Origin of the sequence: Pararcticibacter amylolyticus (genome assembly GCF_003130405.1) — a bacterium.
Taxonomy (GTDB): Bacteria; Bacteroidota; Bacteroidia; order Sphingobacteriales; family Sphingobacteriaceae; genus Arcticibacter; species Arcticibacter amylolyticus.
In genome coordinates this window covers 40,106-53,515 of record NZ_QEAS01000003.1, presented here as the reverse complement: position 1 = coordinate 53,515, position 13,410 = coordinate 40,106, and the positions used below count along the sequence as shown (strand labels likewise).

Annotated in this window: 17 protein-coding genes and 1 riboswitch; of the genes, 11 read left to right on the top strand and 6 right to left on the bottom strand. The window is 46.3% G+C overall.

The genetic code is table 11. The features are described 5' to 3' along the window. Positions 1-27: 27 nt before the first annotated feature. The gene (xerD, locus tag DDR33_RS04665) at positions 28-924 is read right to left on the bottom strand and encodes a site-specific tyrosine recombinase XerD (protein ID WP_109414617.1); all 897 of its coding nucleotides are present in this window, start codon (positions 922-924) and stop codon (positions 28-30) included. Positions 925-1,036: 112 nt separating this feature from the next. Between xerD and aroQ the strand changes: the two genes are divergently transcribed. The 6 genes from aroQ (at position 1,037) to DDR33_RS04635 (ending at position 5,045) form a co-directional block, all read left to right on the top strand. Then, entirely contained in the window at positions 1,037-1,459 is a 423-nt protein-coding gene (gene aroQ / locus DDR33_RS04660) for a type II 3-dehydroquinate dehydratase (protein ID WP_109414616.1), read from the top strand. A 54-nt stretch (positions 1,460-1,513) separates the two neighbouring features. After that, a riboswitch (TPP riboswitch) is annotated at positions 1,514-1,607 on the top strand. A 47-nt stretch (positions 1,608-1,654) separates the two neighbouring features. After that, positions 1,655-2,464, top strand: a complete 810-nt coding sequence (gene thiM, locus DDR33_RS04655; protein WP_109414615.1) for a hydroxyethylthiazole kinase — start codon at positions 1,655-1,657, stop codon at positions 2,462-2,464. Beyond that, on the top strand, positions 2,454-3,104 hold the full coding sequence (gene thiE / locus DDR33_RS04650) for a thiamine phosphate synthase (protein WP_109414614.1): 651 nt from the start codon (positions 2,454-2,456) through the stop codon (positions 3,102-3,104). The genes thiM and thiE overlap by 11 nt, the downstream gene beginning before the upstream one ends. 8 nt (positions 3,105-3,112) lie before the next feature. Continuing rightward, positions 3,113-3,937 (top strand): bifunctional hydroxymethylpyrimidine kinase/phosphomethylpyrimidine kinase, encoded by an 825-nt coding sequence (thiD, locus tag DDR33_RS04645; RefSeq protein ID WP_109414613.1) that lies wholly within the window; start codon positions 3,113-3,115, stop codon positions 3,935-3,937. Beyond that, positions 3,934-4,596 (top strand): TenA family protein, encoded by a 663-nt coding sequence (locus DDR33_RS04640; protein WP_109414612.1) that lies wholly within the window; start codon positions 3,934-3,936, stop codon positions 4,594-4,596. Before thiD ends, DDR33_RS04640 begins: the two co-directional genes overlap by 4 nt. A gap of 17 nt (positions 4,597-4,613) precedes the next feature. After that, positions 4,614-5,045, top strand: coding sequence for an NUDIX domain-containing protein (locus DDR33_RS04635; RefSeq protein WP_158280634.1), 432 nt, complete (start codon positions 4,614-4,616; stop codon positions 5,043-5,045). An 11-nt stretch (positions 5,046-5,056) separates the two neighbouring features. Here the strand turns inward: DDR33_RS04635 and DDR33_RS04630 are convergent, their stop codons facing one another. The 3 genes from DDR33_RS04630 to ribD are packed head-to-tail and all read right to left on the bottom strand — an operon-like array spanning position 5,057 to position 6,850. Continuing rightward, on the bottom strand, positions 5,057-5,347 hold the full coding sequence (locus tag DDR33_RS04630; RefSeq protein ID WP_146198699.1) for a hypothetical protein: 291 nt from the start codon (positions 5,345-5,347) through the stop codon (positions 5,057-5,059). A gap of 42 nt (positions 5,348-5,389) precedes the next feature. Beyond that, complete coding sequence (locus DDR33_RS04625) at positions 5,390-5,725, bottom strand: cupin domain-containing protein (RefSeq protein WP_109414609.1); 336 nt, start codon at positions 5,723-5,725, stop codon at positions 5,390-5,392. 27 nt (positions 5,726-5,752) lie between these two features. Continuing rightward, positions 5,753-6,850 (bottom strand): bifunctional diaminohydroxyphosphoribosylaminopyrimidine deaminase/5-amino-6-(5-phosphoribosylamino)uracil reductase RibD, encoded by a 1,098-nt coding sequence (gene ribD / locus DDR33_RS04620; RefSeq protein ID WP_394341101.1) that lies wholly within the window; start codon positions 6,848-6,850, stop codon positions 5,753-5,755. Positions 6,851-6,974: 124 nt separating this feature from the next. On the opposite strand from ribD, the gene prmC reads away from it, so the two are divergent. Further along, entirely contained in the window at positions 6,975-7,841 is an 867-nt protein-coding gene (prmC, locus tag DDR33_RS04615) for a peptide chain release factor N(5)-glutamine methyltransferase (protein WP_109414607.1), read from the top strand. Positions 7,842-7,862: 21 nt separating this feature from the next. Here prmC and DDR33_RS04610 read toward each other — a convergent pair whose 3' ends face one another. Beyond that, positions 7,863-9,065, bottom strand: coding sequence for a DUF763 domain-containing protein (locus tag DDR33_RS04610; protein ID WP_109414606.1), 1,203 nt, complete (start codon positions 9,063-9,065; stop codon positions 7,863-7,865). Positions 9,066-9,096: 31 nt separating this feature from the next. After that, positions 9,097-9,816 carry an EcsC family protein gene (locus DDR33_RS04605; protein WP_109414605.1) on the bottom strand — a complete coding sequence of 240 codons (720 nt, stop codon included), beginning with the start codon at positions 9,814-9,816 and terminating at the stop codon, positions 9,097-9,099. Between the two features lie 240 nt (positions 9,817-10,056). Between DDR33_RS04605 and DDR33_RS04600 the strand changes: the two genes are divergently transcribed. The 4 genes from DDR33_RS04600 to DDR33_RS04585 all read left to right on the top strand — a co-directional run. Next, positions 10,057-10,278 (top strand): hypothetical protein, encoded by a 222-nt coding sequence (locus tag DDR33_RS04600; RefSeq protein WP_109414604.1) that lies wholly within the window; start codon positions 10,057-10,059, stop codon positions 10,276-10,278. 215 nt (positions 10,279-10,493) lie between these two features. Then, positions 10,494-10,874, top strand: coding sequence for a BlaI/MecI/CopY family transcriptional regulator (locus tag DDR33_RS04595; protein ID WP_109414603.1), 381 nt, complete (start codon positions 10,494-10,496; stop codon positions 10,872-10,874). A 7-nt stretch (positions 10,875-10,881) separates the two neighbouring features. Continuing rightward, a complete protein-coding gene (locus DDR33_RS26440; RefSeq protein WP_109414602.1) occupies positions 10,882-12,549 on the top strand; it encodes a M56 family metallopeptidase in 1,668 nt (555 codons plus the stop codon). Positions 12,550-12,780: 231 nt separating this feature from the next. Continuing rightward, on the top strand, positions 12,781-13,410 hold a 630-nt coding region (locus DDR33_RS04585), incomplete at its 3' end, for a DUF4136 domain-containing protein (protein ID WP_158280633.1).

The window sequence follows — 13,410 nt, the reverse complement described above, 5'->3', positions numbered from 1 at the left end:
ATCTTCCCTGAGGTGATACAGAACGTGCTAACTGCGGGGATGATATTGTGTGATGACATCCCGGAGATAGCTTCTGTCGAGATGCGTGTAGATCTCTGTGGTGGTGATACTTTCGTGGCCCAGCATCTCCTGTACGGCCCGAAGGTCAGCTCCCCCTTCTATAAGATGGGTAGCAAAGGAATGGCGGAAGGTATGCGGGCTGATGTGCTTTTTCAGTCCTGTCTTTTCGGCCAGGCCTTTAATGATCAGGAAAACCATCACCCTGCTGAGGGGCGAACCCCGTCTGTTCAAAAAAACGAAATCTTCTTTTCCTGGCTTTATATTGATGTGAACCCGTGTTTCATTCAGATATATCCTGAGAAATTTAATGGCCTCTGTACCTATAGGTATCAGTCGTTCCTTGCTGCCTTTTCCTGTAACCTTAATAAACTCAATGTCGAGGAACAGATTAGAAAGCTTCAGGCTGGTAAGTTCTGATACGCGAAGTCCGCAGCCATACAGAACTTCCAGTATCGCTTTGTTGCGCATACCCTCGGCCGTGGAAAGATCAATTGCTGTGATGAGATTTTGAATATCCTGGATACTGAGGATATCCGGCAATTTACGCTGGATCCTTGGGCTCTCTATTAAGTGGGCCGGATCGTCATCCCGTACGTGCTCCAACTGGAGAAACCTGAAAAAGGCTTTAATCCCTGAGAGTACCCGTGCCTGTGTCGGTGCTAGCATCCCGAGTTCGTTCACCCATTTCAGGAAATCCTTAAGATCGCTGGTCGTAAGCTGTCCCGGAGCTTTTTGGTTCCCCGATTCCGAAAACTGCCGCAATTTGCCAATATCCCCGATATAGGCTTCTACACTGTTGCCAGCCAGCGAACGCTCAAGTTTAAGAAAAGTTGAGAAACCTCTGATTGCTTCTTCCCAGTGCATACCGTGTCGGGTGTTTTTTATTTTATCCCTTTATCAGGTTCCATTGCAGATCGTCTGACCGCGATAAAAATACAAATTAGGAAAGTGTTTTTTTTTCTTTTAATTTCGAAAGATGAAGATACAAATAATCAACGGGCCAAATCTGAATCTTTTGGGGGTCAGAGAGAAATCCATCTACGGTGAAAGCGGTTTTGAGCCTTTCCTGGAAAAGCTCCGGTCAGATTATGAAGATCTCCATATCGATTACTTCCAGAGCAATTCGGAAGGAGCGCTGATTGATAAACTACATGAGGTGGGGTTTAGTTACGATGGTATTATTTTTAACGCAGGAGGCTACACGCACACTTCGATAGCGATAGCTGATGCAATTGCTGCGATCATTACCCCTGTTGTGGAAGTGCATATCTCCAATGTTCATGCCCGCGAAGAGTTCAGGCATGTTTCAAGAATGGCCGGAAACTGCCGGGGAGTCATTGCCGGATTCGGTCTGGAAAGCTACAGGCTTGCGCTGGAGAGCTTTTTAATGAATCCATAAACAGGCAGCTCTCTTAAAATTCATTTGATCCTTATTTTTTAATTCCTAACTTAGGCGCGGCTTTAGGGGTGCTCTTAAATGAGCTGAGATAATACCCTTTGAACCTGATCCGGGTAATTCCGGCGAAGGGAAAAGTATTCCTTGCTTGCTCTGTTGAAGCGTACTCCACAGCCACGATCATCTAGTATTAAGGCAATGAAGGAGTTAATCTGGCAACAAATTTTAAAGGTAAGAGAGAATGCACCCCTTGTGCACAATATCACGAACTATGTGGTAATGAATAACACGGCAAACGCACTGCTGGCTTGTGGCGCGTCTCCCGTGATGGCGCACGCTTATCCTGAAATGGATGATATGGTAGCAATCGCAGGTGCGCTGGTAGTGAATATAGGTACATTGGACGAGTACTGGGTGGAGAGCATGGAGACGGCGTCGTCACAGGCTGTGCGCCTGAACAAACCCTGGGTACTGGATCCGGTTGGAGCCGGGGCCACCCCATACAGGAACCAGGTCATAAAACAGCTGATGGCTCATAAACCTTCAATAATCAGGGGCAATGCCTCTGAAATTATTTCTATAGCAGGAGCACAGACCGGAACGACAAAAGGAGTGGATAGTGTTCACGGAAGCAGCGATGCTGTGAATGTATCCAGGCAGTTAAATAAGACTTCCGGGGCTGTGGTATGTGTGTCGGGTGCAACAGACTTTATTATTTCCGGATCACGCACGGCAGCGCTCGACAACGGCCATCCGATGATGTCCCGTGTTACCGGGCTGGGCTGTACGGCTTCCGCTCTTACAGGTGCATTTGCTGCTGTAAACCCATCCGGTCTTTTTCTTGCCTGTGTTTCGGCAATGGCTTTACTTGGAGTGGCCGGAGAATTTGCCGCTTCTAAAGCGCAGGGACCGGGAACTTTGCAGTTATACCTGCTGGATGAGCTTTACGGGCTCAAAGAAGAGGATTTTATGCGGATTGTGAAAGTAAGTGAACGTGATGGCGAATAAACAGTTTCCATATCGTCTGTATTTGGTAACAGATGAAGGCTCAATGGCAGGCAGGGATCTGTTATGGGTTGTTGAAGAAGCGGTAAAGGGAGGTGTGGATCTCGTGCAGCTAAGAGAGAAAAGGCTTGCAGGTGACGCTTTTTTGTTACGGGCAAAACGGTTGAAGGCAATCCTGGATAAATATAATGTCCCCTTGATTATTAATGACAACCTGTGGGTGGCCGAACAATGCGGGGCGGCAGGAATACATGTGGGAAATTCAGATGTCCCGCCTGCCGCGGTGAAGCAGGAATGGCCTGAATGCTCCCTGCTGGGCCTTTCAATCGAGTATGAGCAGCAGTTAGATACAGAAGATGCGCGGCTTGCAGATTACCTGGCCTTAAGCCCGGTTTTCCTGACAGCTACTAAGACCGATACCGTTACTGAATGGCAGTTAGAAGGGGTGCAGAGAATGCGGGGGATGACAGATAAGCCTCTGGTAGCAATCGGCGGCATCAGCCAGTTAAATGCAGCACAGGTGATCAATGCCGGGGCAGATTGCCTTGCGGTAGTATCTGCCATTTGTTCTGCTGACAGTCCTGAGTATGCCGCAGCACAGTTGAGGAATGAAATTGAAAAAGGTTTACAATCATCTCATTGACCTGTTTTATGAAGAAATATCAATATGTGACCGTTCTCACTATTGCCGGCTCCGATAGCGGCGGCGGCGCAGGAATCCAGGCTGATCTTAAAACCTTCGCATCCCTGGGCTGCTTTGGAACTTCTGCCATTACGGCCATTACGGTGCAGAATACCGTGGGTGTAAAGGATATACATAGCATCCCGGTTAATATTGTTGCAGGGCAGATCAGGGCTGTGATGGACGACCTGAAGCCTTCCGCAATAAAGATAGGGATGGTACATAGTGCTGAACTTGCTTCGGCTATAGCAAATACATTAAAAGATTACCGCGACGTGCCCGTCATCCTTGATCCGGTTATGGTTGCAACCAGCGGCGACCGGCTTATTCAAAAAGAAACCGTTGAAGTGCTGAAAAAAGAACTGTTTCCGCTTGCCACACTGGTGACCCCAAATCTTGATGAAGCTGAAATCCTTTCCGGCATGGAGGTAAGGTCGCCGGAAACCATGGAAGAAGCTGCTCACCTTATCCTGCAAACCGGATGTAACGCCGTTTTGGTGAAAGGCGGGCATCTGAAGCGGGATACGTTGCAGGATATATATCTTGACAGAATGGGTACTGCCACTACAATCAGTTCTGCTTACATAGATACGAATAACACGCATGGAACCGGGTGTACACTCTCTTCCGCAATAGCATCGTTTGTGGCGCGTGGTCTTCCTCTGGCTGAAGCTGTACTGGAAGCCGGTAAATATGTACATCAGGCGATAGCGGAAGGCAGTGACGTGAAAACAGGGGAAGGAAACGGACCTCTTAACCATTTTTTTGACCCTCAAAGCCAGATAAAAATATGAAATGGAGTGAAATTACATGGAAGGAGTCGGAACCCGTTTATATCAGGATTATTTCAATGCCCTTTATCAGGGGACTTATTGACGGAACGCTTCCGCCGGAGAAGTTTAAGTTTTACATCGGGCAGGATTCTAATTACCTGGAGCACTTTGGACGTGCATTATCCCTGATTGCATCAAGAGTCCCAGCCCCCTACATGCTGGACTACATTCGGTTTAGCGAGGGGGCTATCGTGGTGGAAAATGCACTACATTCAGGATACTTTGAACAATACGGGATGGTTTCTTCAGTTGCAATATCTCCTGCTTGTCAGTATTATACATCATTTTTATTAAGTAACGCTTCACTTGCTCCCGTGGAGACAGCAATGGCGGCTCTGCTGCCTTGTTTCTGGATTTATAAGAAAGTGGGCGACTATATTTATTCTTTAAGTGATAACGAAGATAATCCTTATCACACGTGGATCAATACCTACGCAGGCGAGGAGTTTGGTATACTGGTGGAGAAAGCAATTCACATCTGCGACCAGGTGGCCGAGGAGTGTACCGCCTCCCGTCGTGAAGAAATGACCAGGGCTTTCTTAACAGCTTCGCGCCTGGAATGGTTGTTCTGGGACAGCGCCTGGAGACTCGAAACCTGGGATAATATGATGGATAGATAACCTTTATTTTAATGGAAATGAGAAAGATCCTCCCCGCGGTTGCTGCTCTGATTCAGAGCGATGATGGTAACGTGTTATTGCAGAGAAGAAAAGACAGCAATCGCTGGGGCCTTATCGGCGGGCATGTAGAGTTCGGGGAAACAGTTGAAGAGGCTATGCTGAGAGAAGTATTCGAAGAGACAGGCTGCCGGTCTGAGGTGCTCAGATGCATTGGCGTGTACTCGTCGCCAAAATCACAACAATATGAAAGAGAGGACGGTATTGTGCAATATGTCACGCTTTACTTTGAGGTGTCACTTTTAAATGAGCCTGACTTACTGTTCACCTGTAACGAAACCTGTGAGCTGAAATTTTTTGAAGTTACGAAGCTTCCGGACGAAATGCTGAAGATGGATCCGAACTGGATAAAAGATGCCCTGAATAAGGAGGGCACCTTCTTTATCCGGTAGTCCCGCCGGTATTATATAGCCCGGTGATAATCATTTTCAATAGCCATGCCGAGCGCTTGTACTTCGTCGTTGGTTAAGTCGAAGGTTCCTTCCTGCAGAATCACCCAGCCCTGTGTTTTGGTCTTTTGAACGATCAGATTCGGGGGGCGCATACTCGAAACAGTCTCGTTTTTCGGGTCCTTCTCTTCATCAAACGGATCAGTACTTTCCAGTTCTATGGCAAATGTATTCTCTTCTACCGGGGTCACCACAACATCCGTGCGGATGTTCTTTACAGGGAAATGAGTTCTGAATGAAGGCATATCTTTTTTTTTCTCAATAGACAAACGGACCGCCGGAATAGTTTACAAAAAATCTTCCCTGACAGGAGAAAAGCTGTCGATAAGCCGCGCGGCAGCACTTAAAAGCTGAATGGAATGTTTCTTTCCTGAAGGTACGAAAAACATATCCCCGGCACTTAAGTGCTGCGGTTCTTCATCTTCCATAAAGAAAATTAACTCACCCTCTGCGATATAGCAGGTCTGTTCATGGGGATGCGAATGCATCGGGTCCGGTTCTTCCTGAGGGCCGTTGCTGAAATCAAGAACTGCGGTCAGGAGTTTATCGGTGTGGACAATCCGTCGTTCAACTCCCGGGGCGGGTGTTTGAACCTGTGCTTCATGGTAACGCTGTACTGGCATATGATTATGATAGTATTTGATCTGTGATTAAATGCTTGTTGTCTCTGCTGCGGAGAAGAGTTCAGTCATCAGTTTACTTTTAGGGTTTATCAGTATTTCCAGAGTATCTGGGCCGCTGTCTGTTCTATCAGCAGAAAGTCCGCGGATCTCAGGTGATTTTATCCCCTCGCCCCAGTGTTGCTGCGAAGTGAAGATCCTTGCTTCATCCCAAAGGCCGGCTTTAATAAAAAGATCGAGGACTTTAGCCCCTCCCTCAATAATGACCGACTGTATATCCATTAAATAAAGCTGATAGGTAAGCATCTGAGGCAGGTAGTGATCAAAATCTTCCAGCCAGAGATATTTCACAGTTCCGTGGGTTTCTGTTTTTTGTGAGTTGAAAACCATTGTTTCCTGGCTTTGGTCGAACAGGTAGAGATCTGCCGGCAACTCAAGGTGACGGTCAATAACGATCCTTTTCGGATTCCGGCCTGTCCAGTCCCTGACATTCAATCCAGGGTTATCTGTCAGTGCAGTATTTTTGCCTACCAGCACAGCGTCTTCTTCAGACCGCCAGCGATGAACGAGCATGCGGGATGTCGGCGATGTTATCCATTTTTGAGCCCCGCCGGCCGGCGCAAAGAAATGGTCGGCTGTCCGTGCCCATTTCAGTATTATGTACGGCCTGTGTTCCCAGATACGGGTAAGGAAACGCCTGTTCATCATATCACATTCTCTGCGGAGTATATTCTCCGTTACGTATATCCCCGCCTCCCTGAGTTTCTCTATTCCTTTTCCGTTTACAAGGCTGAAGGGATCAGGACTGCCGGTTATAACGTGCGGAATGCCATAACGTATAATCAGATCGGCACAGGGAGGAGTTTTCCCGTGGTGCGCACAGGGTTCGAGGGTGACATATATCTCAGACTCTCTCAGTATCTCTTCTGCCAGGGGATATTTGAATAGCACCGAGTTAATGGCATTTACCTCGGCATGCGGCTCCCCGTATTTCTGGTGATATCCTTCTCCGATGATTTTGCCCCGGTGAACAATAACCGCCCCTACCATCGGGTTAGGACTTACCGACCCTGCACCCAGTTGTGCAAGTTCGATGGCCCTCTTCATGTATTTTTCTTCTGCCTGTATCAAAACAATTTCCTTTGTTTTATTTTCTTTAAGAGAGAATTACTTGTCTTTGCTGTCCAAATGTACCTGAATTTACAGAGGAAAAAATAGACAAGCCGGATACATTGTTTTACTTTGCAGGAATATGACACTAGGGGATATCGAAACGATTTACGTGAGCCAGCTGCCAGCCTTTTACGAAAAGGATGAATCCAGGAATATTGCCGCAATAGCTGCCGAGCATGTATGTAACATTACCAGAAGCTACTATATGCTTCATAAAAGTGAGACATTAACATTAGCGCAGGAAACATCGCTGATCCGGATACTCGATGAACTGCGTCTGGGTCGTCCGTTGCAGTACGTACTGGAGGAAGCCGATTTCTTCGGCTTGCGCTTTAAGGTAAATTCGTCAGTACTTATTCCCAGGCCTGAAACAGAGGAACTGGTCCACTGGGTGCTTACTTCGGTGAATGAACGAAAAAAACAGAACCTGGATACGGAACATATTTCTATCCTGGATATCGGTACCGGCAGTGGTTGTATTCCCGTGGCGCTGAAGAAAAATGTTCCGGAGGCAGAGGTGTCCGCAATTGACATTTCTCATGGCGCACTGGAAACCGCTTTGAAGAATTCAGTGATGAATGGTGTGGAGGTCCGGTTTATCCGGGGCGATATCCTGGATGATGGATTTAGCCTTTCCTCGCAATTTAACCTCATAACAAGCAATCCTCCTTATGTTACGGACTCAGAAAGAAACAGCATGCAAAAGAATGTGCTTGAGTTTGAGCCCCACACAGCCCTGTTTGTGCCCGATGATGATCCTCTGTTATTCTACCGCCACATAGCGGATTTCTCGTTAAAACACCTGGCCGGCGATGGCTCTCTATTCCTGGAGATCAACGAGAATTTTGGTCCTGCTACCTGTTCCCTGCTGGAGGAGAAGGGATTCAGAACTGAGCTGAGGAAAGATCTGCGGGGAAAAGACAGGATGGTGAAAGCCTGGAGGTAAATTAAAGACCCTACGTCGGGTTTAGAATAATTTCAGCTGGCCTCCTTCAGGAGGCTTTTCTTTACCAAATACCGTGCGGCCTCCATAACGCCACGAGGCGGCACGTTCTTCTTCGATTAGCTTGTCGAAATTGGCATTTGGCTGAAAACCAGCTTCAGCCTGCCGGGCAATTTCGCTCAGTTTCTTTATGGCTTCCTGTTTATCGGAATTCCCCATCTTCGCTTTATGTACTGCTGTTTGAAGAGTGCTGATCGTTTCGTCATAAACCTTTATGGGCACAGGAAAGGGATGACCATCCTTACCTCCGTGAGCAAAAGCGAAGCGGGCAGGATCTTTGAACCTTGAAGGTGTTCCGTAGATAACCTCACTGACAAGCGCCAGTGATTGCAGGGTACGTGGCCCTACTCCTTCGAGAAGGAGCAGTTCTTCAAAATCAGCCGGCCTCTTTTCGTGTGCAAGCCATAACACGCTCCCGAGTCTCTTCAGGTCTACATCTTTGGCTCGGACTTCATGGTGCGATGGCATTACCAGTTTCTGTGCTTCTGCCAGCATCAGGTTGGGCTTCTCCGCAGTCATGGTCATAACCGCGTTTCTTGACTGGCCCGCCTCCCTGGCAACCATGTTAAGGATATTTCCCTGGTTGGCCCCGCAGATGGCAGTATGCGGTTCGTCAACGAAGGATCTCAGAGAAGAAGAATGCCAGTGATAACGCCTGGCTGAGGAACCATGGGTTTGCATTCCCTGTTGTACGACTGTCCAGTCGCCTTCGTCGCTGACAATGAAGTTGTGCGTATATAATTGGAATCCATCCTGAACGGCTGTATTATCCACCTTTGCGCTTAGTTTACTGCACCTTACGAGGTGGTCGCCGTTTATTCCGGTCCGTTCGCCCACTGCCATCAGTTCCCGGGGTGCTTCCCTGGAGTATTTTCCCTTACCTCCGCAGATATAGATGCCCAGTTCTCTGGAATGGGGATTAACAGCCCTCTTAAGCGCCCCCATAACGGAGGTGGTGATGCCTGAAGAGTGCCAGTCCATTCCCATCACGGCGCCGAGGCTTTGAAACCAGAAGGGATCGCTGAGGCGTCTCAAAATTTCGTGCTTTCCATATTCACAGATAATGGACTCGGTAATGGCCAGACCCAATTTTGCCATCCGTTCAGCGAGCCACCGGGGAACATAGCCATAATGAAGAGGTAAATCAGCACTGCCGGATCGTTTCATTGCTAACAAAGTTAGTAAAAAAGGACTGGTATCACAAGATCCTCATCCGGTAGGCATTCTTAGCGCTTTCTCCGAGCTGATTAATAAGCTTATAATTTGCAACAGCACCTACTGCTGCACCTACGAATGGTAGCAGCTGCGCCATCTTAGCCAGGTCGATATAATCGCGGTATTCCTGCTGAAAGCTTCTCCAGTCAAATTCTTCGGGAGAGGAGGGGAGGGTGCGGGAATATTCATCCCAGTTTCTGAGAATACTGAATGTTTCTTTTCTTTTGCTGCGGCTCGAAAAAGTCAGCTGGAAAATATATAGGATATACAGGCGCTCCTTGTACTCTTTGACATCGAATCCATAGATAGCAGCTGCATCAAACAGGAGCTTGATTTTAATGCCCAGCAGAAGGGGAAAGTCCGCCAGTCCAAGCAGGATTCCCCCGGCGCCTGTGATAGCTCCTTCAGCTACTGCCGAATGCCGGTAGAAGAGGATGCGCTCCTGCATCTGGTTATCCCTGAAAAGAAGAGGAACATCAGCAAGTGGCGTCGCTGTCGTATATTTTGCACCAAACAAGACTGCCTCTACCATCTTTTGGATAGTGGATGTGATCATCCGGTGAGCTTTCTCCGGGATAAGTTTATTAATCCTTGTTTGAGCTCCTTTGGAAATCTTGTCGAACAAATCCGGCTCCTTTTGCATTTTTTCCTGCCAGTGCAATAGTTCTGTCCGGGCGAATTCATCATAATTAATTCCCTGCATACGCCTTTATAACCTGTTGCCCCGGCAAAAGTTTTCTTACTGATGCAGGGGGTGGTTCATTCTAAATACTCCTGATACTCTGCCGGAATCTGATCAATTTTCCAGATCAGGATGTCTTGCAGAACACCTCAACGCTTGTTCATACAGGTATATTTATCTTAAAACTAATCAATTCTTCCTGACTCCCTTAAATAATGAAAGATTTGCAAACGATAGGATAAATTTCTATAAGTTTGCGTCATGCAAGAACCATTCGATATAGAGCTGGAAGACGTTACTTATTCTGTATTTCCTGAAGAAGAAGGGATTTATACAATTTTCAAAGATGGAAAGGAGTATATGAAGATTCAGAAAGACGATGAAAGTCAATGGCTGAAACTGGATGAAGAAACAGAGCTGCCATTGTTCAGGGAAGATGCTGAAGTGAATTTTATCGGGCAACAGATCGCCAAACACCTGTAGTTTACCTGAATTCTTACAAAGCTTTATCTATCATTCAGCTGTTTGACTGCTGTTTCTTCTGCATTCTTTATCTCTCCTTTATATGCTTCATATTCTTTTTGTTGAATTTTTGAATTGATAATCAGTTGTTTATGGAACAGATAGTTAAAAAAAGTTAAAATTGTTTTTTAATTACGAAAGTGTTCGTATAATTGTATTACGAAAATATTCGTAGAATGATGAATCTAAAACCAACAGACAGCGAGTTAGAAATTTTACAGGTTCTTTGGAAAAAGGGGAGCTGTACGGTAAGAGACGTGAACGAAATGCTTTCTGAGGAGAGAGGAGAGGATGTTGGGTATACAACAACTCTTAAACTGATGCAGATTATGCATGAGAAGGGGATGGTAGACAGGGATACGAGTTCGCGGACTCACGTATACCATGCTTTAATGAATCCCGATCACACGAAGCGGACTATTTTAAACAAAGTAATTGACACAGTTTTCAACGGTTCAGCTACACAATTAGTGATGCAGGCTCTGAGTAACAGAAAATCGTCGAAAGAGGAAATTGAACAGATAAAGAAATATTTGGATCAACTGGATAAAAAATAGAATCACGATGGAGACTATTAAATTAGTTCATGGGCTCACTGAAGCCATGTACGAGTCGCTGGGGCAGGCTCTTATAATTTATTTACTAGCCAGATTAATTATTTTTTTATTGCCCTGGATGGATTCGGTATTCAGGTACCGGGTACTGTATTTCTCTTTGACGATGTCTTTTTTGCTGTTTGCCGGACGGCTGTACCTGCTGTATTCAGATAGTTCACATTTAGCTGCTTCCGGCAATGCAGTGCCGCTTCAGGAACCACAGGCCAGGATCTTTGACTTTAAGAGTACTGTTCACCGCTATGCTTTTGAGATAGGCGCGGTTTATGTTCTGGGAGTCATCCTTCAGCTCATTTTGTTTGTCACCTCTTTCTTCAAAATACAATGGTATAAGAATCGCCGTTACCTTCATCATAACGAACTCTGGCAAATGAAGCTGGAAGCGCTTATGCAAACCCTTGGAATAACACGCAAGGTGAGATTGTTTTTCGGCGAGAGAGTGAGCGGGCCATTTACCATTGGCTGGCTCAAACCGGTAGTGTTTTTTCCTGTAGCCGCGCTTACCAGCCTCAGTACTGAACAAATAGAAGCGATACTGGTTCATGAGCTTGCTCACATCAAGCGAAACGACTATCTCTGGAACCTGTTGCAGCGGGTCATGGAAATGTTTATGTTCTTTAATCCGGTAGCATGGGTGCTTGCTTCCGAAATAAAGAAGGAAAGAGAATATTGCTGTGACGATGTGGTGTTGAAGCAAAACCAGGTAACGGTTTCGTATGCACGGGCACTCTTCCTTCTTGAGAGAGAAAGGGCCGGATATAATCTGCTCATGCAGGCATCAGGGGGGCAGAAAAATTCATTACTCGAACGGATCAAAAGATTAACAGATATGGAAACTTCAAAATCAACAGGACTGCCTAAAGCTGTCGTATTTACGGGACTAATGGTAGCAGTTCTCTTCGTAGGATGGGTTAAACCATCAGAAGATACTAAGAAAACTTTAATAAAGACGCAGGAGATACGTGTAAATACTGCTTCAGATAATCCTGCAGGAAGCCCCCGCATCAGCGCGGTAACGTCTTCCTCAAAAAAAGGCAACGATTGTTATTTGTCCCACTTAGCTGATACGAGCTTACCTGTTGCGCCGGTAAATCCAGTCGCCCCTGTTGCTCCGGTGACGCCTGTTGCTCCGGTGGCGCCTGTGCTGCCTGTCGAACCGGTGGCTCCTGTTGCGCCCGACTCCATTGCTGAAAGCGTTAGTCGTTATTTTAAAAGCCCTGAATGGAAGCAACAGGTGGATGCCATAAAGAAACAAAGCGAGGAAATAAAGAAATACATTAACGGCCCGCAGTGGAAACAGCAGATGGAAGATGTAAAAAAGCAATCGCTGGAACTGCAGAAATATTTTAGCAGCCCCGAATGGAAACAGCAGGTTGCTAAGATAAAAGTCGATGCAGAGGCAATGAAAAAGTATTACGACAGTCCGCAGTGGAAACAGCAGGTTGAGTCGATGAAGCAGCATGCCGAAGAAATAAGCAAGCAGTTTGATTCTCCGGAATGGAAGAAAAAAGTAGCTGAACTGCAGGATAAATCCATAAAAATGCAGAAGAAAGCTGAGGAACAGCTTAAGAAAGCGGAAGAGCAGAGGAGAGAAACAGGGGAAAACTCTGATCTGTAATCAATGCAAATAGTACTGGGAGGCTGGATCAACATGATTCAGCCTCTTTCTTTTTAAACATTTTTCCTTTTAAGTGTGTTGCTATCAGGAATGTAAATAGTGAATACAGGGATACCGCGTGCAAAAAACGTACAGGCAAAAGAACTCCTTTCCTGTGATTGTAAAATGACTTTCGGCGTGAAATAACAGCCCGTTAAAATTCGTTATCTAACCAAATAAATGATAGTACAAATGAGAATATATTCATCACTGCTGACGGGCCTTGCATGGTGCCTCATATTAACCTCCTGCGGAACATCAACCCAGATTGTTGGTTCCTGGAAAAAAGAAGGGCTTTCGGATTCACTGGCTTATAAGAAAGTATTTGTCGCTGCTCTTACAAATAACTTACAGGCAAAGCAGAAGGTCGAAAACGAACTGGCTGCGTTGTTTTCCGGGGCAGGAGCAACCGTAACGAAAAGCCTTGACGCCTTTCCTCCCGACATTGAGAGCAAAAATAACCGGGATAAGGAAGCGTTGCTGAAAAAGATCAAAGATTATGATGCTGATCTGATCGTTACGAATGCGGTCATCGACAAACAAACCCAGGAACGTTACGTCGGTATGTCTTATGCCCCCTGGGGGTGGGCGGGGAACTTTTGGGGATACTACCGCGGATACTATGGCCGCTTCTATGATCCAGGTTATTATACCCTTGAGCGCGTATACTATCTCGAAACCAATGTATTCGACGCGAAAACTGACAAACTTATCTGGTCTGCCCAATCCAAAACTCCGAGCCCATCCAGCCTGAACAGCTTTATCGAAGACTACGTAAAGGCAATAGCCGAAAAGATGAAAGCAGACGGGATCTTGAGCAGC